The organism is Streptomyces sp. NPDC043878 (genome assembly GCF_056435735.1).
The window spans coordinates 160815-182288 of the sequence record NZ_JBWKDW010000006.1; the positions used below are offsets into that span (position 1 = coordinate 160815).

General features: G+C 67.3%; 21 protein-coding genes and 2 pseudogenes. 10 read left to right on the forward strand and 13 right to left on the reverse strand.

All coding sequences use genetic code 11. The features are described 5' to 3' along the window. Positions 1-244: 244 nt before the first annotated feature. The 9 genes from AC07AZ_RS11160 to AC07AZ_RS11200 form a co-directional block, all read right to left on the reverse strand. Positions 245-520, reverse strand: a complete 276-nt coding sequence (locus AC07AZ_RS11160) for a hypothetical protein (protein WP_478846161.1) — start codon at positions 518-520, stop codon at positions 245-247. Further along, positions 521-958 carry a phage virion morphogenesis protein gene (locus tag AC07AZ_RS11165; protein ID WP_478846163.1) on the reverse strand — a complete coding sequence of 146 codons (438 nt, stop codon included), beginning with the start codon at positions 956-958 and terminating at the stop codon, positions 521-523. An 11-nt stretch (positions 959-969) separates the two neighbouring features. Then, positions 970-1953 carry a phage tail tube protein gene (locus AC07AZ_RS11170; protein ID WP_478846165.1) on the reverse strand — a complete coding sequence of 328 codons (984 nt, stop codon included), beginning with the start codon at positions 1951-1953 and terminating at the stop codon, positions 970-972. Positions 1954-1967: 14 nt separating this feature from the next. Beyond that, positions 1968-2402, reverse strand: a complete 435-nt coding sequence (locus AC07AZ_RS11175; protein WP_478846167.1) for a hypothetical protein — start codon at positions 2400-2402, stop codon at positions 1968-1970. A gap of 10 nt (positions 2403-2412) precedes the next feature. Next, a complete protein-coding gene (locus tag AC07AZ_RS11180) occupies positions 2413-2781 on the reverse strand; it encodes a hypothetical protein (RefSeq protein WP_478846169.1) in 369 nt (122 codons plus the stop codon). Between the two features lie 72 nt (positions 2782-2853). Next, a complete protein-coding gene (locus AC07AZ_RS11185; RefSeq protein WP_478846171.1) occupies positions 2854-4047 on the reverse strand; it encodes a phage major capsid protein in 1194 nt (397 codons plus the stop codon). An 8-nt stretch (positions 4048-4055) separates the two neighbouring features. Then, a complete protein-coding gene (locus AC07AZ_RS11190) occupies positions 4056-4688 on the reverse strand; it encodes an HK97 family phage prohead protease (protein ID WP_478846173.1) in 633 nt (210 codons plus the stop codon). Beyond that, positions 4681-6021, reverse strand: coding sequence for a phage portal protein (locus AC07AZ_RS11195; protein WP_478846175.1), 1341 nt, complete (start codon positions 6019-6021; stop codon positions 4681-4683). Before AC07AZ_RS11195 ends, AC07AZ_RS11190 begins: the two co-directional genes overlap by 8 nt. Positions 6022-6060: 39 nt before the next feature. Further along, positions 6061-7611, reverse strand: coding sequence for a terminase large subunit domain-containing protein (locus AC07AZ_RS11200; protein WP_478846177.1), 1551 nt, complete (start codon positions 7609-7611; stop codon positions 6061-6063). A 59-nt stretch (positions 7612-7670) separates the two neighbouring features. Here AC07AZ_RS11200 and AC07AZ_RS11205 point away from each other — a divergent pair, with 59 nt between their 5' ends. Continuing rightward, entirely contained in the window at positions 7671-8042 is a 372-nt protein-coding gene (locus AC07AZ_RS11205; RefSeq protein ID WP_478846179.1) for a hypothetical protein, read from the forward strand. A 32-nt stretch (positions 8043-8074) separates the two neighbouring features. On the opposite strand, the gene AC07AZ_RS11210 is transcribed toward AC07AZ_RS11205, so the two are convergent. The 3 genes from AC07AZ_RS11210 to AC07AZ_RS11220 all read right to left on the reverse strand — a co-directional run bounded on the left by AC07AZ_RS11210 (position 8075) and on the right by AC07AZ_RS11220 (position 11222). Next, positions 8075-8515, reverse strand: coding sequence for a phage terminase small subunit P27 family (locus AC07AZ_RS11210; RefSeq protein ID WP_365403889.1), 441 nt, complete (start codon positions 8513-8515; stop codon positions 8075-8077). A gap of 208 nt (positions 8516-8723) precedes the next feature. Beyond that, positions 8724-9089 carry an HNH endonuclease gene (locus AC07AZ_RS11215; RefSeq protein ID WP_478846181.1) on the reverse strand — a complete coding sequence of 122 codons (366 nt, stop codon included), beginning with the start codon at positions 9087-9089 and terminating at the stop codon, positions 8724-8726. Between the two features lie 570 nt (positions 9090-9659). Beyond that, the gene (locus tag AC07AZ_RS11220) at positions 9660-11222 is read right to left on the reverse strand and encodes a recombinase family protein (protein ID WP_478846183.1); all 1563 of its coding nucleotides are present in this window, start codon (positions 11220-11222) and stop codon (positions 9660-9662) included. Positions 11223-11265: 43 nt separating this feature from the next. Here AC07AZ_RS11220 and AC07AZ_RS11225 point away from each other — a divergent pair. The 6 genes and pseudogenes from AC07AZ_RS11225 to AC07AZ_RS11250 all read left to right on the forward strand — a co-directional run. Next, positions 11266-11616, forward strand: a pseudogene (locus tag AC07AZ_RS11225) (ATPase, T2SS/T4P/T4SS family); the annotation flags it as partial. A gap of 238 nt (positions 11617-11854) precedes the next feature. Continuing rightward, positions 11855-12745: a type II secretion system F family protein gene (locus AC07AZ_RS11230; protein WP_478846185.1), complete on the forward strand. Its 891-nt coding sequence runs from the start codon at positions 11855-11857 to the stop codon at positions 12743-12745. Continuing rightward, positions 12742-13530 (forward strand): type II secretion system F family protein, encoded by a 789-nt coding sequence (locus AC07AZ_RS11235; RefSeq protein ID WP_478846187.1) that lies wholly within the window; start codon positions 12742-12744, stop codon positions 13528-13530. Before AC07AZ_RS11230 ends, AC07AZ_RS11235 begins: the two co-directional genes overlap by 4 nt. Positions 13531-13636: 106 nt before the next feature. Continuing rightward, the gene (locus AC07AZ_RS11240) at positions 13637-13846 is read left to right on the forward strand and encodes a DUF4244 domain-containing protein (protein ID WP_478846189.1); all 210 of its coding nucleotides are present in this window, start codon (positions 13637-13639) and stop codon (positions 13844-13846) included. Then, the gene (locus AC07AZ_RS11245; protein ID WP_478846191.1) at positions 13833-14225 is read left to right on the forward strand and encodes a TadE family type IV pilus minor pilin; all 393 of its coding nucleotides are present in this window, start codon (positions 13833-13835) and stop codon (positions 14223-14225) included. Before AC07AZ_RS11240 ends, AC07AZ_RS11245 begins: the two co-directional genes overlap by 14 nt. A gap of 203 nt (positions 14226-14428) precedes the next feature. Further along, positions 14429-14839, forward strand: a pseudogene (locus tag AC07AZ_RS11250) (Rv3654c family TadE-like protein); the annotation flags it as partial. A 232-nt stretch (positions 14840-15071) separates the two neighbouring features. On the opposite strand, the gene AC07AZ_RS11255 reads toward AC07AZ_RS11250, so the two are convergent. Then, complete coding sequence (locus AC07AZ_RS11255; protein WP_478846193.1) at positions 15072-17528, reverse strand: DEAD/DEAH box helicase; 2457 nt, start codon at positions 17526-17528, stop codon at positions 15072-15074. Positions 17529-17688: 160 nt separating this feature from the next. Here AC07AZ_RS11255 and bldG point away from each other — a divergent pair, with 160 nt between their 5' ends. From bldG to AC07AZ_RS11270, 3 genes are all read left to right on the forward strand, one after another. After that, entirely contained in the window at positions 17689-18030 is a 342-nt protein-coding gene (gene bldG, locus AC07AZ_RS11260; RefSeq protein ID WP_356037354.1) for an anti-sigma factor antagonist BldG, read from the forward strand. Positions 18031-18146: 116 nt separating this feature from the next. Further along, positions 18147-18584, forward strand: coding sequence for an ATP-binding protein (locus AC07AZ_RS11265; RefSeq protein WP_478846196.1), 438 nt, complete (start codon positions 18147-18149; stop codon positions 18582-18584). 347 nt (positions 18585-18931) lie between these two features. Continuing rightward, entirely contained in the window at positions 18932-21337 is a 2406-nt protein-coding gene (locus AC07AZ_RS11270) for a sodium-translocating pyrophosphatase (protein ID WP_478846198.1), read from the forward strand. Positions 21338-21474: the final 137 nt, after the last annotated feature.

Consider the following 21474-nt stretch of genomic DNA (forward strand, 5'->3'; position numbering starts at 1 on the left):
CACCCCGTGCCGGCATAAGCATGATCATTTACTGAGCGTTACGTCATGACGGGAGTACGACGCTCCCCGTTCCCCGTGGCCGGACGACCGGCGCGGCCCCCGCGCTGAGCGCGTTTCGTCGCCGCCTTCTCCGCTTCCAAGTCGGCAACCATCTGATCGACCAACGCGTTGAAGTCCCTCAGCTCAAGAGACTTCACGTCACCCCACGACAGCCCCCGGAAGTGGCCGACGAGCCGGGCAGCCGTTACGACGCGTTGGCTACGGGAGGGTTTGCCTTGCCGCCCTTCAACTCGATCCGGAGCTTGCCCGCGTCCTCAAGGGTGAAGTCAGGGTTGTCCCGACGCTTGATCACGTAGGCCATGGCCTTGAGGAGTCGGGCCTTCTTCTGACCTGGCTTGCTCAGGGAATCGAGCGGAGCGTCAATCAGGTCTTCGATGATCTCGATTTCGTCGAGAGTCAGGCTGTCGATGTTCAGGGACAGAACGTCGGGAGCAACGGCAGCGGTCTTCTTCGCGGGCATCTATTCACTCTCCAAGTAATCGCGCACGACACCGGCAACAAGCCGTTCGTAAGTAGCCGCAACCTGGGGGCTCTTGCGAGCCATGGCGCGGTAAAGGAATCGGTTCGGGTGAATGTTGCGCTTCCGGTAACCGAAATGAATTGCAGCCGCGTAAGGAACACGGGACGCGGAGCCCGCTTTGATCACGACGTTCTTCTGAGAAGCAACGACCTTGACGCTTTTGTCGAGCTTGCCCGGACGGTATTTCTTGCTCGACTTCGCGTCGCGCTTTCCGTCCGGGCTCTCGTGTACGGCCTGCGGCAAGAGAACGTTTCCCGCTGCCTTGTTGGCCTCACGGATCTTCTTTCCTAGCTCCCGGTCCCGGAGCTGCCGAACGTTCCGCTGTAGCTCACGGAGCCCTTCGACGCGGACCGTGTACGCCGAATTGTTCGATGCCATGAGCCGCCCCCTTACGGTGCCGCGTCGGGCTCCGGCTCCGTGTACGTGGCCTTGATCGCGGCAACGCCCGTGCCCGGGTCGAGCACACGGAACGGAAGGGTGTGAACGGTGACTTCGTCAACGGCGGACTCAGGCGACTCGCCCGTGAACTGAATCGCCGGGCACTCGATCTTCAGTGCCGAACCCGGAAGCACCCCGTCAAGGTCGAGCACGAGCCCGCACACCTCACCGGCAATGAAGGCTTCGTACAGCCCCAGGGAGTCAGCCGAGAACTCACCCTCAAGCTCACCTTCGTACGACGGCATCGCGTTACGCGTCGGCTTCTTCTTCAACTGATTCGCGCGGAGAAAACGCCGGTCGGTCTTCATGCCCCGGTCGGCCGAGACGCTGAACTTGCTCACGTCCATCGGAACGGAAGCACCGGCGCGAGTCAGGGTGATCGCGGTACGCGTCCAGTCGTACGGGTACGACTCCGCCGGGTACGTCGGCGCGATGATCTGAGCCGCAACCTGCGTATGCGTCACGTCCTGGAAGTCGAACGTGACCGTGAGCGCAACGGCGTTCTCGACTTCGGCCGTCAGCTCCCACTCGGTGGCGACACAGCCGACGTGCCGGTAACCGACCTTCGTTCCGTCGACCGTCGGCCGGACCATCTGAGCCGAGAAGGAAGGCGACGCGCTGTCGGTGCTCGTCTCCGCAACGGTCGTTTTGATCCCGTTCGCCGTCGAGACAGTGACCTTGTCGAACGCGGCGAGGAAGAGCGAGGAAGCTCCGGCGTCGAGTAGGTCAACCTCAAGCTCACCTTCGCCGCCCATGTTGATTATGTTCCGGCGGTCGGCGCGTGCCGTCTGCATGCCCGCACGGAAGCCGACGGACTCGATGAACTCCCGCGAAGTCTTCCAAGAGTCGGCTTTCCCCTCGTACCCCTCGACCACCGGCGAGAGAGTTCCGTACGCGTCTTCGCGGCCAATGCCAATGCTTGCGTCAAGCGCCATGCGCGCGCCCCCTTCTACTGCATGACGCGCCCACGGACGCGGACGCGGATTGTGAGAGCGCTGTACGCCCCGTCAGTCGTCTCCGCCGTGTCGACCGTGGCCGACTCTGGGCGTAGGTCGACGAGCCCCTTCACGGTCGTTCTGTCGACCTGGGAACACGCGTCAGTGATCGCGTCGCGAAGCTCGTACACGCCACGCTCAGCGGCAACCGGGTCGCCGGGAGTGATATTGATCGCGTGTACCTCTACGTAGCCGGTCACGTTCGTCGGCTTCGTCGGGCCGTCCCGAAACGCTGCCGACTGCATGTCGTCGTCGGTCGTCGAGCCAAGGAAGACTTGCCGACGACGGTTGCTGTCGCCCTGTTCCGCGAAGGTGCATTGCGTTCCGGCGGGAACTGTCCCCTTGAGCCGGTCGAACAGGGCAACCTTCGTGTCGAATATCAGCGCCACCCCGGACCCCTCACAGGAAAATGAACGGGAGTCGGACCCGGTACAGATTCAGCTTCGCGTTCACTTCCGGCAGCGAAGTCGGACGCCAGTTACCACCGGCTTGCGCAAGCTGAATCGACCCGAATTCGGACTGAAGCTGTAGGGCCCTATCCGGAATCCGGGACACCTGGTCGAGCACGTATTGCCGCGCGAGCGTGCGCACACACCACCGGATCGTTTCCGGCGTCGGGCTCTCCGTCGTGTCCCACTTCTGACCGCAGTACGTTTCGACTGTCTCAACCGAGAAGTCGATTGCCTCGCTGAGCGTGCCGTCAGAGAAAAGCGCGGAGTCGTCGAGCCCGTCGAGCGCGCGGACTTCCTCAATCGTCGCGTAAGGCATGCAACCCCCTTCCCGGGGCAGGGGACCCAGACCACTCAATTTGAGTGGACTGAGCCCCCGTGCCTGCCGGACTTACGCGGCCGGAGTGACGGTCAGAACGCGGGTCGCGCGCTCGTCGACGAGCAGACCGTCAGCGCGCTGAATGAAGCGGTACACGATCTGATCGTTCATGAACTTGTAGTCGGCCGACCGCTCGACGCGGAGCGGACCGGCGAGACGGATTCGGTACTTGCTCAGGTCGCCGAAGAGAACCTTGTTCGCAGGCATGCCGTCGTCGGTCGCGACGACCTTGCCGTTGAAGGTGTCCGGGGCACCGGCGGTCATGGCCGACTGCCACAGGTACGTGCCGTCCGTGGCCTTGAGCTTGCGCATCTTCGCGGCCGTGAGATCCGCGACCACGAAGGCCGCGTTCTGCCGGTACGAAGAAGGAAGCTCGTAGAAGAGATCGATCAGTGCGTCAGACACGGTCGCGTCGCTCGCGTTGGCCTTGTACGTCGCGGTCGCACCCTGGGAAGCCGGGATGACGCCCTTCGGCTGCCCCGTGCCAGTACCGGTGAGGAAGTGACGGCCCATGCCGTCACCGATGGCCGGTCCCGCGTCGCCGACCAGGAAGCCGACAAGGTCAAGTGCCTGGTCGTCGATGAACTCCGAAGAGACGATGGACGCGTACGCGTACTTGTAGGCACCCACCGGACGCTGAACGGTGGTCGGCTCGCTCTCGGGAATCGCGCCGTTCTCGCCCACGATGGACGCGGACGCACGGCCGACGACAACCGTGAAGTCGATCGGCTCGCCCCCGGACGTCGTCAGCACCGTCGCACCGTTGCGCATGACGGTCGAGCGCTCGACAGCCTGAGCGAGAAGCTGACCGAACAGAGTCCGGGCGAGGAGGTTCGGGTTCGTCGGCCGGTCGACGGTCCGGCGCTCGATCCGCTCCGGGGCGAACTCCAGCCGCTTGCCCATGCCGGACTCACCGCCCAGAGAGCGGAGCTGTGCCGCAGCCTCAGCGAGCTTGTCAGTGTCGCGCTTCTCTCCGGTCCCCTTGAGCCCCTGCATGAGAGCAGAGACACCGTCGTTGGCCTTGAGGAACTCGACACCGCGCTTGATCCGGCCGTCGAAGTCTGCGATCGAAGTGAGAAGGTTCGTCTCCTTCTCGCGAGCCTCAGCGGGCATGTCCTTGCCCGCGTACTCGTCGGTCAGCGTGCGAAGCTCGTGCGTAGCCTTCTCGCGCGCTTCGAAGTTGGCGCTCAGGGTCGTTGCGTCCATGACGCTCCTTACTTAGAAAGCGCGCGGAACAAAGCACGCGCGGCATGGTGAGAAGCCGGGATGAAATCCGCAGGCTGGGAATCGCGCACTTCAGCCGGGGGCGCGAACTCCCCGATAGACAAAGCCCGTTCGATCGAACGAAGCGAAGCCTGAGTTGTGGGGTAGGCGGGATTCACGACCGGCCCCAGCTCGACGACGTTCATTGCCGTGATCTCCCGGACTGGAAGCCCTGTCTCGGGGTCGTCTTCGTCGGCACGTCGCTGCCCGCCGTCGAGCACACCGAACGTGAACGAGCTACCGCGAAGGTCACGGCGCTTGAGGAGTACGGCAACGTCACGGCCGGTCGTGGTGTCGGGCAAGTCGACTTCGTACCAACCGCCCTCACGGTCTTCGCCGACACGGAGCGTCTCCGCACCCGTCCGGCCGAGCAACGCGTTCGCGTTGTGGTTGAACGTGGCAAGCACGTCGTTCTGCCGCAGCGACGGAGCACCGGCCCCGGGAATGATCCGCTCCCGGAAGCCCCCCAGGTCGTGAGACAGGTCGTTGAACCGGTAGGCGTACCCACGCATCACGATCAGACCGTTGTCGGCCGACCGCTCTTCCGGCGGGCTCACCGCGAACCGAAGCTCAAGATCAGGCATCCGTGCCCCCTTCGTCGTCCGGCTCGTTCTCGACCGGTGGATTCACCGGCTCGTCGGTCGGGGGTGCGGGTTCCGGCTTCGGCTCAGGCTCCGGCTCGTCGTCGACAGCCCCCAGGTTGAGCGGCACGCGGTAGGTCGAGCCGAGACCGTCGGGCAGCGGAGCCATGTCTTCGGCATGGCGCACTTCGTCAATGCTGTAAATGCCGTTCTGCAAGCCGAGTGAGTACAGCTCCATACGCTCTTTGGGAGCACCGCGCTTGATCTCGTCAAGGTTGAACTTGACGAACTTCATGCGGTCGGCCGTCTCCGCAAACAGAAGCCGGGTGAAGCCCGCCTCAATCCGCTCAAGCCACGGGCGCAGAGAGAACATGGAAAACGCAATGTTCTGTTCGGCAAGACCGGAGCCCCACGAAGTCGAGTTCGTCGCGTCGGATATCAGGTGAGGCGGCACACCGAAAATCCGCGCAATCTCGGGAACCTGAAATTGCCGGGTCTCCAAGAACTGTGCTTCGTCGGGGCTCATGGCCACCTTCGAGAACTTCGCACCTTCCGTGAGAAGGGCGACCCTGCCTGAGTTCTCGACACCGGAGTTGGCGACGCGCCACGCGTCCCGCGCACGCCTGAGCCCGTCTTCCGACATGGACCCGGGAACCTCAACGACTGCCGACGGCATAGCCCCATTGCGGAAGAAGTGCGCCCCGTACTTCTGAGCGGCAAGAGCGAGCCCGATGGACTCACGCGCGTACGCCACCGGAGACACCCCGGAGAAGTCGCCGGGCAGCATCATCCCGGGAATATGAAGCACGTCCCGGGGCGTGAACCACCCAAGCAAGACTTCATTGCCGTCGTCGTCGATATCGAACGCTTCGAAGACCTTCCGGCGAACCCCGTCGATCGTCACCATGTGCGGCACGATCCGAGACGGGTCGAGCACGTCGAGACCGACGATGTTCGGACCGTTCCACCGGACAGCGAGATACGCGTTGCCCTCAAGCAAGAGGGACAGGACCGTCTGAGACAGAACGTCGATCCGACCCATGCCCCCGGGTTCGGCGTTCGGATACTCAAGCCACTCAGGAGAGACGACCTCCCGGCGTGCGCCACCACGACGTGAGTACGTCGAGATAGGCAGCGTGGCAATCGTCTCGCTCAGAAGCCGGACACACCCGAACACGGCCGACACCTGTAGTGCCTGAGTGCTCGTCACGCGCTCGCCCGAAGCGGCGGTGTTGCCGTACAGCGTCGGGTCGTACGGCTCCCATGCCCGCGCTTCATTGGCGGACGCAAGGGCGGGGCTCGTGCCCCGGCGGAGTAGGTCAGACCAGAAACCCACCGGGGCCCCCTTCTAGCCCACTCAAATTGAGTGAGCTGTCTAGTCGTCGAACATCCCGGCTTCACCGCCGATCACGTGCGTGCCGTCGTTGTCCTCCCAGGTCGCGAGAATTGCCGTCTCAGTCCATGCGCCGTTGTCCTCACGCCACATGACCGCACCGTGAACGGCGAGAATCATGGCTATGGCAAGGTCGATCTTCCGGCGGGAGGAAGCGTGTTCCTTCGTGATGCGCGCGCCGTTCTTGTCCTCACGGAGCACCGCGTTACCGATGTGCCGGGCAAGAGCCGGATTGCCGTCATGGGACATGCGGCCATCGCGAGCCGCGTCGTACACGGCCTGAGTCGCCGGGACCATGCGCTTAAGAGAGTTGGTCGGGAACGCTTCGACCGGGTAACCCTCAGCCTCAAGGTTGTCTAGCGTCTCTTCCCACCGGTACGGGTCAGCGACGAGATTGACGACCTTGTACGTAGCGAGAGCTTCGTGAAGGGCTTCGCGGACGTCGGCCATGGGCACGCGCCAATGCGCGTCATCCTGCGGAGCTTCCCAGTGGCCGAGCACGAACACGCGAAGGTCGCTCACGCGGCACGCGACGAGCGCCGTACTGTCGCCCTTCCAAGAGCCGTCGAAGCCCAGTACGACGGCTTCCCGGGGCTCAAGGGCGTCTTCCCTCGCAAGGGAGTCCCAAAGGCCGTGAGGCAGCCACGTAGAGGCTCCGCGCACGAACTGAGACAACCGGTAGATCCGGAAGCTAGCTTCCGTCGAACGCTGACAGGCAGCGCGGAAGTCTTCTTCGTTCAGGATCTCGTACGACGGATTGCAGCGCTTCCAGACTTCCGGGTCGGTGTGGTCGACCGTGTCACCGAGACGCGGACCCCATGACCGGTAGAACAACGTCGGGTCGTTCAGCTCACCGGAGTTGACTCGCTCGCCCGTCTCGCACAGCGCGGCAAAGGGCCCGTCGGGGTCCGGTCCGGCCGTCGACACGACGAGCGTCATGGGTTGGTTGCGCGCGGCAGAACCCAGGGTGAGCGCGTCGAACAGGTCGGCGTTCTTGCTGAACGCGTATTCGTCGAGCGACACGGCCGACGGGTTGAGTCCCTGTTGCCGTCCGGCGTCCGCAGACACGACGCGGTACGTGCAGTCCTTGTAACGGATCACGTCACGCTGCACGTCGCACACGGCCGACAGCTTCGGAGAAGCCTTGACCATCTGTTTCGCAGCGTCGAACACCATGCGCGCTTGATTGCGGTCATTGGCCGCAGCGATCACCTGTCGCTGAGCGTCAGCCCTGTCGGCGATCAGGTGGTACAGCATGACCGCAGCGGCAATCGTGCTCTTGCCGTTCTTGCGCGCGATGCACACAACCACCATTCGGTGTTTGCGCTTCCACCGGCCGAACGCATCCTGTTCGAGCCGGTACGCGTCAACGAGTAGATCCCGCTGCCACGGCAAGAGCTTGAATCGCTGCCCGGCGAACGAGCCGGTCAAGTAGCAGAACTCTTCGATCCATTTCGCGACGCGGTAGCCCTCAGAAGGAAAGGGCGCGTTCGCCGGAATGTGCCGGGCAATGACCGGGTCGATTTTGCTCACCGGTCACCCCCAAATGGTGCGTGCTAAAATCCCGCCCGATAAAGGGGAGGGATCACCAAATGTTTGGTGGAAAGAAGACGCAGGAAGAGAAGGAAGCCGCGAAGCGCGCACGCGACTTATCCGTTGCGGCGGGGCTTCTCGGAATCCGAGTCGTCAACGACGGAGCTACGTTCCGGTTCATGGGTCAAGATGACGTGCCCGTACAGGGAGCGACCGTGACCGTTGACAGGGGGGAAACGGCGAGACGCATCACGGCAACGCGCGTCGCACTTACCGGCATCTTCGCGCTTGCCTTGAAGAAGGATTCGACGAAACTCTTCATCACAATTGAAGGCGCCGACGGGTCCGCCATGCTCCGCGAAGTCGGAGCGGGCAAGGAAGGCAAGGCGCGGACGTTCGCCACCATGGTCAACAGTCGCGCAGCGCAGTAGCCCTCTAGTGCCCCTGGGGAAACCTGGGGGCACTAGAAATCTTCGGGACCGGCAGCAACCTTCCGAGCCTCAGCGGCGACGATCCCTAGGCGCATGCGCGCTTCGGGCGTGAAGCCAATGACGGTCTCGATGCTGCGGAGTTCCTTTTCGGTGCTCTCGACATAGCGCAAGAGCGGGTGCGCAACCGGCTGCCCGGAGTAGCCCTCAGACAGGTAGCCGTCGGCTTCAACGCGGTCGAGCAACTCGGCTCGCCGGTCGTGAAGCTCCGCGTACCTCAGGATGATGTTCCGGTCGGTGTCGGGGGAGTAGGCACCCGAACCGGCAGCCCACACGTTCCGCCACACGTCACGGCCCGTGGCCTTGAGGTGAACAGGCACCCGTGGGGCGCGACCCTCGTACACGACCGGGGCAACCGGCTCGTCGGCGTAGGACGCGTTACCGGTCCGCACGTCCGGGGACTTGCTACGGGTCACGTCACACCACCTTCGGGGGTCTTAACCACCCCTTAACGGGTGCCTTTCTCCGGGGGTCGGCAGCGGCCTTGCCCAGTAACTGCAAGGGGTATTGGTCCTGGGGGGCCGGGGTCCGGCGTCACACCCAGCGCGCGTTTTCCGAGCTGGGGCCGGGATCGCTGAGGGCTTACGGTCCGAACTTTCGAACCGCTCTCCCCACCCATCCGACTCAGAACGGCGGAGTCTTCGAAGGGAAGTCCGCACGCGTCTTCGTCTTGTGGCATCGCTTGCACAAGACCTGAACGTTGCCGTCAACGTCTTCGCCACCCTTCGCAAGGGGCGTGATGTGGTCGACGTCAACCTGAGAGCCGAGGAAGTGACCCCGACAGGTGGCGCACTCGACGAAGCCGACGGTCCTGATCGCGGCACGCACGGCCTTACGGAGACGAGCCGCAGCATTGTCCCCACGTGCAATGGCCTCACGGCGCTTGCTGTGCGACTGTACTGAGCGTGCGCTCTCGTAAGCCTTGTGGTGCACGCGGCACCGGCCGGAGTGGGTAGCCCACCCCCTACAGTCAATGCACCGGGTGCGCATGTCACCCCCCCTACCTCAACAGATTCAGCCCACTCAAATTGAGTGGGCTAGATGCGAGCCCCCTTGACCGGACTTGAACCGGTCAGTGCACTGCCGCGCTCCAGGCGTCCACCACGCCTCAAGGGGATGGGTGCACGCTCAGAACCCAGGGCCGAAGAGTGGTCACCGGGGAGCATGCACCGTGAGAGAAGGGAGGCCAGTCCGCCGAATGGCGCTGAGCCGGAAGGGTGCGCGGTACTCCCTCTCTCACTCCCTATCTAGCGAGTCGATTGCCCGTGCCTACGATGTGAGCGAGTCGATTGCCCGGCAGGCTCCGGCCGTCGGCGCGATGAGTGGTCAGCGCGGTGACGATGTGACGGTACGGACTCCACTCCGACTTTCCCTTAGGGATTCCTATGGTGATTCCTGATCGACTACTCGAATCGTCACTTCATCACTCTTCCCAGGTCAGGGGCCCAATTGAGTAGGCTTCAAGATCAAGGATGTGTCACTAGTTAGGCTAACTAACTAGATCAGGGCACACGAAAAGGCCGACCCTGGGGGAGTCGACCCTTCGCGCTGTGATCTACGTCACGCGACTAGCTCAACCGCTTCGATCGCGGCCAGCTCTCCCGCTGCCGGGTTGTCGCGGTACCACTCCGGCCCCAGGAAGACGACGGTCACGCGGCTGTCGCTGTAGCGGCGTTCAGCGGTCTTCGGAAGGGGCGTGACGGTCGCTACCGCCCCGAAGTCCGTGAGCATGCTTCGACGGCCGTCTGTGTCCCTCTCCGCCCACTCCTGGGCCACCGTGCGCCCGGTCTTCACCCACTCAGAGCGGGGGCCGTCTACGTGGGTCTCAGCTTCCTTCTCAAGCGCTGCAAGCTTCTCTTCGAGTTCTGTGATCTGTCCCGTGATGCGCTTCGCGCTGCGGCCCCCGGAGGGTAGGGATTCGAGATTGCCGCTGAGGTTGTCAATGCTCGTTTCGGTTTCCGTGATTTCCCGGTCAAGGTCGCGTCCTTCGTGCACTACCTCTTGCAGCCATCCGAAGTTGCCGAAGCGCTTCAAGAATTCCGTTTCGACGGTCTCGTTGATGCCGCTTGCCTTGACGATGTTCGACGGGTGCACGCTCTTCTTTCCGACACCGTTCTGACACAGATACGTCGAGTAATCCGTACCCTTGACAACGCGGTTTTGGTGGTACATCGGACCGGAGCAATCCGAGCACTCAGCGACGTGCAAGAGGAGTGCCTTACCTGTGCGCTTTGAGCCCTTGCCCACGCTGGGCTTTTTGAGCTTGGCCTTGATCGTGTCGTGCGCTGCTGCATTGAAGATTTCGGGGCCGACCTGTACGGGCTCACCCTTCGCATTGAGGACCGGAATTAGGTTCTCGGCGCAACGCGGCTTGTCCGCCGGAGCCTGGCAAAGGTAGCCACGGACGGCAGGCGTAATGAGCACGTCGCGAAGCGTTGTGGTGCTCCACTTGGTTCCGCGCAACTTTCGGCCGTCGCGCTTCCGTGCGTGGTCGGCAGGGGAGAGCACTCCGCGCGCGTTCAGGTCATGCATGATGCCGGTCAACGAAGCACCCTTGTTGACGAGCTTGTCGGCAACATCGCGAAGCACCGCCGCCGCTTCTTCATCGATTTCGAGATACTTGCCGCCGTCGCGCTTGACGATTCGGTATCCGTACGGGGCGAGACCACCCAACCAACGGCCTTCGGTGCGCAACTGTTCCTTGCTGGTGAGGATTCGAGTTTTGATCTGATCCCGCTCGAATTCTGCGAACGCGGAAAGGACATGCACGACGAGCTTCGAAGTTGTGGGGGTCAGAGTGCCGTCGGCAGTGATAAGTGTGGCGCTGTTGTCTTCGGTCGCCTTGAGGAGACGCGAGAACTCCAGCACGCTCCGCGCGTACCGGTCGAGCTTCGCGGCAAGCACGTAATCGGCCTTGCCGAGCGCCGCGAGTACCTTCCCCATGCCTTCGCGGTCTTCGAGCCGTGAGGCACCGGATACGTCTACGTCTTCCGCGACGAAGAGCACTCGCCACCCGTTGCGCTCTGCGTACTCCCGGCACGCTGCGGTTTGGCTCTTTACAGAAGTGGACTCGTCGGAGTCACGGCTAAGTCGGATGTAGATGATGCACGTCGGCTGTCTCACGTTGGCCTTCAAGCGAGTCGGTTGCCTGAATGGCTAGGCGAAACACCCGGGCGGCTGCGGAACCGTGCACGCGAACGCCGCTGCTGACGTGCCGACCCGGCTGGAGGCCCTCGGCACGGCCGCCGGGCTCGACCGTGCCGCCCTGCACAGCCAGTTGGCGGCAGCGCTGTCGGTGGTCCTCCACCTGGCGCGGGACCGCACCGGCCGGCGGCGCGTCGCCGAGGTGCATGTGCTGGAGCGGGACGCGTCGGGACTGGTGCGGACAGTGCCGGCGCTGCGGTGGGGCGCGGAGGCGTTCGCGTACGAGCGGGGATGGGAGCGGTTGCGGGAGTTGCTGCGGAGCGGGGGTGGCTACGGGGTGGGAGACGAGGTCGGCGGGACGCGTCGGGGGTGAGAGCGTGCGGCCGACCGTGCCCCGCGGATGGCGGGTTGTGGACATGCGCGTCGAGACAGCGCGCGGGCGAGGCGAGTCGGGGCGGCCCCGGATGTCTGGCCGCCGGCGCCTGGCGATGGAGGAGAGCGGGAGTGCGGCGAGGTGGATCGGAACGGTGAACGGGATGGGTGAGACGTCCATGGGAGCGATGTCGGTGGGACAGGCGTGGTCGGGACGGATGGCGCCGGCACATACAGAGATGGCACAGACGTCGTGGACGCAGACGTCGCTGGGGCCGATGTCTTTGTGCGCTGCCGCGGTGTGTGCGGGGGCTGCGGTGTGGCTGCTGGGCGGGCGGAATTCCGGTGTGCGGCGGGCGCGGTTGTTGCTCGCGGGAGGCGGAGTGGTGGGGGTCGGGCCACCCGCTGGGGACCGATGGGCCGGTCGGCTGCGGCTCCTGCGCGAAAGAGTGCGGGCCGAGTGGTGGTCGCTGGCCGCCGGGCTGGTGCTCGGCGTGCTGGGTGCGTCCGTGCTGCCGGTCGTCGCGGGGGCGGCCGGGGTGCCGTTGCTGCGGCGGCTGCGGAGGGCCGCCGAGGCGCGACGCGGCCGGGAGCGTCGAGGAGACGCGGTGATCGCGCTGTGCGGGGCGCTCGCTGGGGAGTTGCGTGCCGGGCGGCAACCCGGCGAGGCACTGCTGAGTGCCGTCCCCGACTCCGGAGGACTCGGTGAGGCGCAGGCCGCGGTGCTGGCGGCGGCACGGTTCGGCGGCGATGTCCCGGGCGCGCTCGCGGGAGCCGCTCGGCAACCAGGCGCCGACGGGCTGCTGGGCCTCGCCGCCTGTTGGCGCGTGGCAGTGGATCAGGGGGCCGGCCTGGCGGCCGGGCTGGACCGCCTCGAAGGGGCACTGCGAGCCGAACGGGACCAGCGGGCGGACCTGCGCGCCCAGTTGGCGGGTGCCCGCTCCACCGCGGTGATGCTCGCCGGGCTGCCGGCGCTGGGTCTGTTCCTCGGGTTCGCCCTCGGCGCCGATCCGCTGCACGTGTTGCTGCACACCGGACCAGGGCTCGGATGCCTGCTGATCGGCGGCCTTCTGGAGGGCCTCGGGATGTGGTGGGCGATGCGGATCGTGCGGGGAGCGGAGGCGGTGTGAGCACGGAGGTTTTCCACAGGCTGGGGGTGACCTTGGGGACGCTGCTGGTCCTCGGCTGGCTGATCCGGTTGCTGGAGGCGGTGCGCCGCGATCGGAAGGTCCGGCGGCGGCTGGCCGAACTGCTGGCGGTGGTGGACACGGCGCCCGCCGGACCACGCTTCGAGGTGAGGGAGGAGTTGCGGCGATGGCTGCGGACGGCGGCCGCGGTGTGCGCCGGGTGGGCTCTGATCGGCGGCTTCCTCGGTGCGGCGCTGGGGCTGGCCGCGGGAATCGGTCTGTGGCGATGGCGCGGACGCCGGCGGACCGCCGACGCCGGGACAGCGTTCGATGCCCGCGCGGCGGTGCGGCAACTACCCCTCGCGGCTGACCTGTTGGCGGCCTGTATTGCGGCGGGCGCCAGCCCGGTCATGGCGGCGCAGGCCGTCGGGGAGGCCCTGGGCGGGCCGGTCGGCGACCGGCTGGCCCACGGCGCCGCGCAGGTGCGGCTCGGCTGCGAACCGGGCGAGGCGTGGCGCGGGCTCGCCTCGATACCGGGCGCGGAGGCCCTGGCCCGGCTGCTGGAACGAGCCGGCGTGTCCGGCCTCCCCGCCGCCGGACCGGTCGCCCGGCTCGCTGCGGACGCCCGCGCCGACTGGGGCCGCGCCGCGACGGCACGAGCCCGGCGGGCCGCCGTGACGGTCACCGCTCCGGTGGGGCTGTGCTTCCTGCCCGCGTTCATCACGATCGGGGTCCTGCCTGTGGTCATCGGACTCGCGGGCGGAGCGCTGGGAGGAGGCGGGAGATGAGAGGCACGGCATGACGGCCGGCCGCCTGGAGCGGGCGGTGGACAACCGGCGAGAAACAGAAGCGAAAGACCAGACCAGAGCGGTACTGATCCCAACGGGGGTTGCGATGTACAAGGTGGTTCGGGCGTGGATGCGCGTCCTGGTGTGCAGGGCGCGTACGGCGCGGAGGGACGCCGGGATGGTCACCTCCGAGTACGCGATGGGGATCGTCGCGGCGGTGGCGTTCGCCGTGATCCTCTACAAGGTGGTGACGAGCGGGGAGGTCACCGCGGAGTTGCAGGGCATCGTGAAACGGGCCCTCGATGCGGGGGTGTGAGCGGGGGGCTGACGAAGGGTTCGTGACGGCGGAGTCGGCCGTGGTGCTGCCCGTCCTCGTGATGTTCGCGATGGCGTTGGTGTGGGGGCTGCTCGTCATCGGCGCCCAGATCCAGTGTGTGGACGCGGCGCGGACGGGTGCCCGGGCGGCGGCCCGCCAGGACCCGCCGGACGCCGTGGTGAGGGTGACCCGTGAGGTGGCGCCACGCGGAGCGAAGGTCGCCGTCAGCCGGGAGGGGGACCAGGTCCGCGTGGCGGTGGTCGCGCAGCCGCCCGTGCTGCGCGGACTGCCCTTCGAGGTGCGGGAGGAGGCCGTGGCCTTGGCGGAGGAGACGGTGACAGGGCCAGGGGCAGGGCCAGTAGGGGCGGAGGCGGGGTGATGGCCGACGACTCCGCGGGCTGCCGGACCGCTGTCGACTGGGCGCCCGCCTCTCACCGTGGGCGCGGTGCGGGATTCCGGGCCGCTGCCGGCTGCCGGGGGCATGCGGGCTGCCAGTCCGGAGCGCGCTGCCGGCCCGGTGAACGCTGTCGGCCCGGCGCCCGAGGCGGGGCCGCTGTACGGCCCCGCCTCGGACACCGGCCGATGCCTCGACGCCGAGGCGTCCCCGGCTCCGGCCCCGCAAACGCCGGGCGGTGGGCCCTCGTCCGGAGTTCCGACAGGGGTTCCGCCACCGTCTGGAGCATCGGGGCGATCGGTGTGCTGTGCGTCGTGTTCGGGGTCGTACTCGCTCTGGGGCAGGCCGTCGTGAGCCGGCACCGTGCGGCGGGCGGGGCGGATCTCGCGGCGCTGGCGGCGGCGGACCACTGGGCGGAGGGCGGTCCGGCTGCCTGCGCCCGGGCCGACCGCGTGACCGGAGCCCAGGGGGCGCGGCTCGTGCGGTGCGTGGTCGTGGGCCAGATCTCGGACGTGACGGTCAGGTCGGGACGGCCCCCGTTCGCGGCCGAGGTCAGAGCGCGGGCGGGACCGGCGGAACCGGTCTCACCGACGGACCCTCCGGACTTCGCCGGCCGGCTCCCTTCGGTCAGTCCTCCGCACACTGCCAAGCAGACGTCCCCAGCGACAGGCCCTGCGGGCAAGGCAACCCCGCCGGCCTCACCGGCGGGCCCTGCGGGCCTGGCACCCGCGCCGGCCTTGTCAGCGGGCCCTGCGGGCCTGGCACCCGCGCCGGCCTTATCGGCGGCCCCTGCGGGCCAGGCTCCCGCGCCGGCCTCAGCGACGGCTCCCCCTACGGACCAGGCACCCGCGCCGGCCCACCCAGCTCCGGCTCTGTCTCCGTCGCCGCCCGCTCTTCGCCCGCCCCCGCCGCGGCCTTCTCTTCCGGAGCCCCCCGAAGCAGCACCGTGAGCAGTCGCACCGCCCCGCGCTTGTGCAGGGGGTCGTTGCCGTTGCCGCACTTGGGGGACTGGATGCAGGACGGGCAGCCCGTCTCGCACTCGCAGGACGCGATGGCCTCCCGGGTGGCCGTCAGCCAGGCACGGGCCGTGTGGAAGGCGCGCTCCGCGAAGCCCGCGCCGCCGGGATGGCCGTCGTAGACGAAGACCGTCGGGAGGAGGGTGTCGGGGTGCAGCGGGATCGACACGCCGCCGATGTCCCAGCGGTCGCAGGTCGCGAACAGGGGGAGCATGCCGATCGACGCGTGCTCGGCGGCGTGCAGTGCGCCACCGAGGATCTCCGGGTTGATCCTGGCCTCGTCAAGCTGGTCCTCGGTGACCGTCCACCACACGGCGCGCGTGCGGAGCGTGCGGGGAGGGAGGTCCAGTTTCGTCTCGCCGAGCACCTCGCCGGTCATGAGCCGTCGACGCAGGAAGGAGACCACTTGGTTGGTGACCTCGACGGAGCCGTAGCAGAGGCGGCCGCTGCCCCAGGAGATCTCGGTGTCCGTCTCCAGGACGGAGATCGAGGTCGTGTCGCGGGCGACCGTCGAGTAGGACGGGCTCGCCTGTTCGACGAGGGCGACGGAGTCCTCCAGGTCGAGAGAGCGCACCAGGTAGGTACGGCCCTGGTGCAGGTGCACCGCGCCCTCGTGGACGGTCGTGTGGGCGGCGCCCTCGTCGACCGTGCCGAGCAGCCGGCCCGTGCCCGCCTCGACGATCTGTACCGGCTGTCCGCCTCCGCCGCGGATGTCGGTCAGGTCGGCGGCCCGTTCCCTGCGTGTCCAGTGCCAGGCCTTCGTCCGGCGACGCAGCAGCTTGGCTGCCTCCAGCTGGGGGAGGAGCTCCTCCGCTGCGGGACCGAAGAGCTCCAGGTCCTCCTCCACCAGGGGCAGCTCCGCGGCCGCCGCGCACAGGTGGGGCGCGAGGACGTACGGGTTGTCGGGGTCGAGGACCGTGGACTCCACGGGCTGGTCGAAGAGGGCCTCGGGGTGGTGGACCAGGAACGTGTCGAGCGGGTCGTCGCGGGCGATCAGGATGGCGAGGGCGCCCTGCCCGGACCGTCCGGCGCGGCCGGCCTGCTGCCACAGCGAGGCGCGCGTGCCCGGGTAACCGGCGATCAGCACGGCGTCGAGACCGGAGACGTCGATGCCGAGTTCGAGAGCGGTGGTGGCGGCGAGGCCGAGCAGTTCGCCGGAGTGCAGGGCCTGTTCCAGGGCCCGGCGCTCCTCGGGGAGATAGCCGCCGCGATAGGCCGCGACACGCCGTGCCAGCGACCGGTCGACCTCGGCGAGCCGCTCCTGGGCGATCACCGAGATCAGCTCGGCGCCGCGCCGGGAGCGTACGAAGGCGACCGTGCGGACGCCCTGGACGGCGAGGTCGGTCAGCAGGTCGGCGGTCTCCGCGGTGGCGGTGCGGCGGACCGGCGCGCCTTTCTCGCCCCGCATCTCGGTGAGCGGGGGCTCCCACAGCGCGAAGACCAGCTCGCCGCGTGGGGAGGCGTCGTCGTTGACCTCCACCACGGGCAGGCCGGTCAGGCGGCGGGCGGCCACCGAAGGTTCCGCGGCGGTCGCGGAGGCCAGCAGGAAGACGGGAGAGGCGCCGTAGCGGGCGCAGAGGCGCCGCAGGCGGCGCAGCACCTGGGCGACGTGGGAGCCGAAGACACCGCGGTAGGTGTGGCACTCGTCGATGACGACGTACTTCAGGGATTTCAGGAAGGAGGACCAGCGCGGGTGGGACGGGAGTATCCCGCGGTGCAGCATGTCGGGGTTGGTGAGGACGTAGTTGGCGTACTGCCTGACCCACTCCCGCTCCTCGAACGGAGTATCGCCGTCGTAGACCGCGGGGCGTACGCGATTGCCCAGCGGTTGTGAAAGTTCCTTCACCGAGCGGCACTGGTCGGCCGCGAGGGCCTTCGTGGGGGCGAGGTAGAGGGCGGTGGCGCCGCGGCCGTTGGCGGCCTCGGAGCCGTCCAGGAGTGTCGAGAGGACGGGGGCCAGATAGGCGAGCGACTTGCCCGACGCCGTACCGGTGGCGACGACGACCGAGTCGCCGTCCAGGGCGTGCTCGGCCGCCCGTGCCTGGTGGGCCCAGGGGTGTTCGATGCCGCATGCCTGCACCGCCGCGATGACCTCCGCGCGAATCCGGTCCGGCCAGACGGCATGGCGGCCCTCACGTGGGGGCAAGTGCTCCGTATGAGTGATGCGCGAAGTCCGGCTCGGCCCCGTGGCGAGCCGGTCCAGGACCGCGCCCGGCGAGAGGCGGGACACGGGGTCCGTCGGGGTTCGGTCGGATCGGTGATTCTTGGCCATCGGCACCGAGTGTGTCACTGGCCTGACGGACAATGGGACCAAGGCGTCGTGCACGCCTGCCGTAAGTGATTGAATGCCATCGCGGCTGGCGAACCGTCCAGGGGGCTCTGCCGAGGTGTCCCATAGGGCGACCGCTCGATAGCAAGGTGCTGGAGGATCCGTGGACCTGTCCCTGTCGACCGAGACCATCGGCGATCGCACGATCGTCAGGGTCGGTGGCGAAATCGACGTATATACCGCGCCCAAGTTGCGCGAACAGCTGGTCGAGCTGGTGAACGACGGCAATTTCCACCTTGTCGTCGACATGGAGGGCGTGGACTTCCTCGACTCCACCGGGCTCGGCGTGCTGGTGGGAGGACTCAAGCGGGTGCGTGCACACGAGGGCTCGTTGCGCCTGGTCTGCAACCAGGAGCGCATTCTCAAGATCTTCCGTATCACCGGCCTCACCAAGGTGTTCCCGATCCACACCTCGGTCGAGGAAGCGGTGGAAGCCACCGACTGATCACCGGTCCGGGCGGAACGCAGTCCCGCCCGGACCGTCAGTAGTGAACGAGGGGGGTCCGGAACTTTCGACGGCCCGGTCCCCCGACAGCACGCCCGTAGTTGCGAGGGGGATGCATGGCCACCGTTGAACTCCGCTTCAGCGCGCTGCCCGAGCACGTCAGGACCGCCCGTCTGGTGGCGGCAGCGGTGGCGCGCAGGGCCGGAGTGGACGAGGCCGTCCTCGACGAGGTCCGCCTCGCCGTCGGTGAGGCGTGTTCGCGCGCCGTCGGACTGCACCAGTCCGGCGGGATCACCGCTCCGGTGATGGTGCTGCTGATCGAGGACGAGAAGCAGTTCTCCATCGAGGTCGGCGACGAGGCACCGCACACCGTCCCCGGCGAACGGGGCTCCGGTGGCGCGGACGGAGAGAGCGACGCGGACACCGAGGAGGACGAGATGGGCCTCGCGGTCATCAGCGGACTCGTCGACGATGTGGAGGTCTCCGCCGGCGAGCACGGCGGACTGATCCGCATGACCTGGCCGACCACGCCGCCGCTCGCGGTGCTCACCTGACGTCGACCTCGTCACTCTCGTATCGCCAAGGGCCCTGCTCAGCAGGGCCCTTGGCGCTTCCGGAACACTCTTCCGGCCGGCACGGGGGAATTCGTGAAGGAATTCACGATCAATGCCTCGCCCATTCGATCAAGGGCCGATCAAGGGCCGATCAAGGGTCGGGCGAGGGGCGATCAGGGGCCAATGCTTTCGGGGCATTACTCCATTCGGGTCCTGTCGTGGCCTGCCGATCATTTGCTGCGGGGCGTGCAAAGGCTAATTCCAGTTACCGCGTACTGTTTTGATCAGCTTCCGCTACTTACAATCCGTCCACATCTTGAGCTCAGCCCAAGCGTCAAGGAGGACGAATGGCGGGGCTTTCTACCCCTCAGCAGTTCGATCACCCCACAACCTTCGCAGCCGCAGTACTGACCGACAGCAATCGCGTCATGGTGATGGTCATCGCCCTGGTCGCCCTGGCGGCCCTCGTGGTCGCGGGCATCCTGGTGCGCCAGGTACTCGCGGCGGACGAGGGTACCGACAGCATGAAGAAGATCGCGGCGGCCATCCAGGAAGGCGCGAACGCCTACCTGGCCCGGCAGCTTCGCACGCTCGGCGTATTCGCCGTGGTCGTGTTCTTCCTGCTCATGCTGCTGCCCGCGGACGACTGGAATCAGCGCGCCGGGCGATCGGTGTTCTTCCTGATCGGCGCGGGCTTCTCGGCGGCCACCGGCTATATCGGCATGGGGCTCGCCGTCCGCAGCAATGTCCGTGTCGCCGCCGCGGCGCGCGAGGCGACCCCGGCGGAGGGCGAGCCGGAAAAAGATCTCACCGCCGTCTCACACAAAGCAATGAAGATCGCTTTTCGTACGGGCGGCGTCGTCGGCATGTTCACGGTGGGGCTCGGTCTGCTGGGCGCCTCCTGCGTGGTGCTGGTGTACGCGGCCGACGCGCCGAAGGTGCTCGAGGGCTTCGGCCTCGGGGCCGCCCTGATCGCGATGTTCATGCGTGTCGGCGGCGGCATCTTCACCAAGGCCGCCGACGTGGGCGCAGACCTCGTCGGCAAGGTCGAGAAGGGCATTCCGGAGGACGACCCGCGCAACGCCGCGACGATCGCCGACAACGTGGGCGACAACGTCGGCGACTGCGCGGGCATGGCGGCCGACCTGTTCGAGTCGTACGCCGTGACGCTGGTCGCCGCGCTGATCCTCGGCAAGGCGGCCTTCGGCGACGCCGGGCTCGCCTTCCCGCTGCTCGTGCCCGCGATCGGCGTCCTCACCGCGATGGTCGGCATCTTCGCCGTGGCGCCCCGCCGCGCCGACCGCAGTGGCATGTCCGCGATCAACCGGGGGTTCTTCATCTCCGCGGTGATCTCGCTCGTGCTGGTGGCCGTGGCGGTGTACGTCTATCTCCCCGGCACGTACGGCGACCTCGACGGTGTCACCGACGCGACGGTCCGGGCCAAGGACGGCGATCCGCGGATCCTCGCGCTCGTCGCCGTGGCGATCGGCATCGTGCTGGCGGCACTCATCCAGCAGCTGACCGGCTACTTCACCGAGACCAGCCGCCGTCCGGTGCGGGACATCGGCAAGAGTTCGCTCACGGGCGCGGCCACCGTCGTCCTCGCCGGTATCTCCGTGGGTCTGGAATCGGCCGTCTACACCGCCCTGCTGATCGGGCTCGGTGTGTACGGGGCGTTCCTGCTCGGCGGTACGTCGATCATGCTGGCGCTGTTCGCCGTGGCCCTGGCCGGCACCGGTCTGCTCACCACGGTCGGTGTGATCGTCGCCATGGACACCTTCGGGCCGGTCTCCGACAACGCCCAGGGCATCGCCGAGATGTCCGGAGACGTCGAGGGTGCGGGCGCGCAGGTGCTCACCAACCTGGACGCCGTCGGCAACACCACCAAGGCCATCACCAAGGGCATCGCCATCGCCACCGCGGTCCTCGCGGCGTCGGCGCTCTTCGGGTCGTACCGTGACGCGATCACGACCGGCGCGCAGGACGTCGGCGAGAAGCTCAGCGGACCGGGCGCGCCGATGACGCTGATGATGGACATCTCGCAGCCCAACAACCTCGTCGGGCTCATCGCGGGCGCGGCGGTCGTGTTCCTCTTCTCGGGGCTCGCGATCAACGCGGTGTCGCGGTCGGCGGGCGCCGTGGTCTACGAGGTGCGGCGGCAGTTCCGTGAGAAGCCCGGGATCATGGACTACAGCGAGACGCCGGAGTACGGCAAGGTCGTCGACATCTGCACCAGGGACGCCCTGCGCGAACTCGCCACGCCCGGTCTGCTCGCCGTGCTGGCGCCCATCTTCATCGGGTTCACCCTCGGAGTCGGGGCCCTGGGCGCGTTCCTGGCGGGCGCGATCGGCACGGGCACGCTGATGGCCGTGTTCCTCGCCAACTCCGGTGGCGCGTGGGACAACGCGAAGAAACTCGTGGAGGACGGCCACCACGGCGGCAAGGGTAGCGAGGCCCATGCGGCGACGGTGATCGGGGACACGGTCGGCGACCCCTTCAAGGACACCGCGGGTCCCGCGATCAACCCGCTGTTGAAGGTGATGAACCTGGTGGCGCTGCTCATCGCGCCGGCGGTCATCAAGTTCAGTTACGGCGATGACCGGAGCATCGGGGTGCGGATCATGATCGCCGTTCTCGCGTTCCTGGTCATCGCGGTCGCGGTCTACGTCTCCAAACGGCGAGGGATCGCCGTGGGAGAGGAGGACAACGCCGAGCGGGTGTCCAACTCGTCGGATCCCGCGGTGGTTTCGTAGGCCGTCGTACGGCGCTCTTCACCAAGGAGCGGGGGGGGGGGCGCGCCTTGGGTTTTTTTTCTTCCGCGGGAAACAGGTCGCACGAGTGTCTGCGCGGACGGTCGGTTCGTTTGCACGGTCTCCACGGCGTGTTTGTG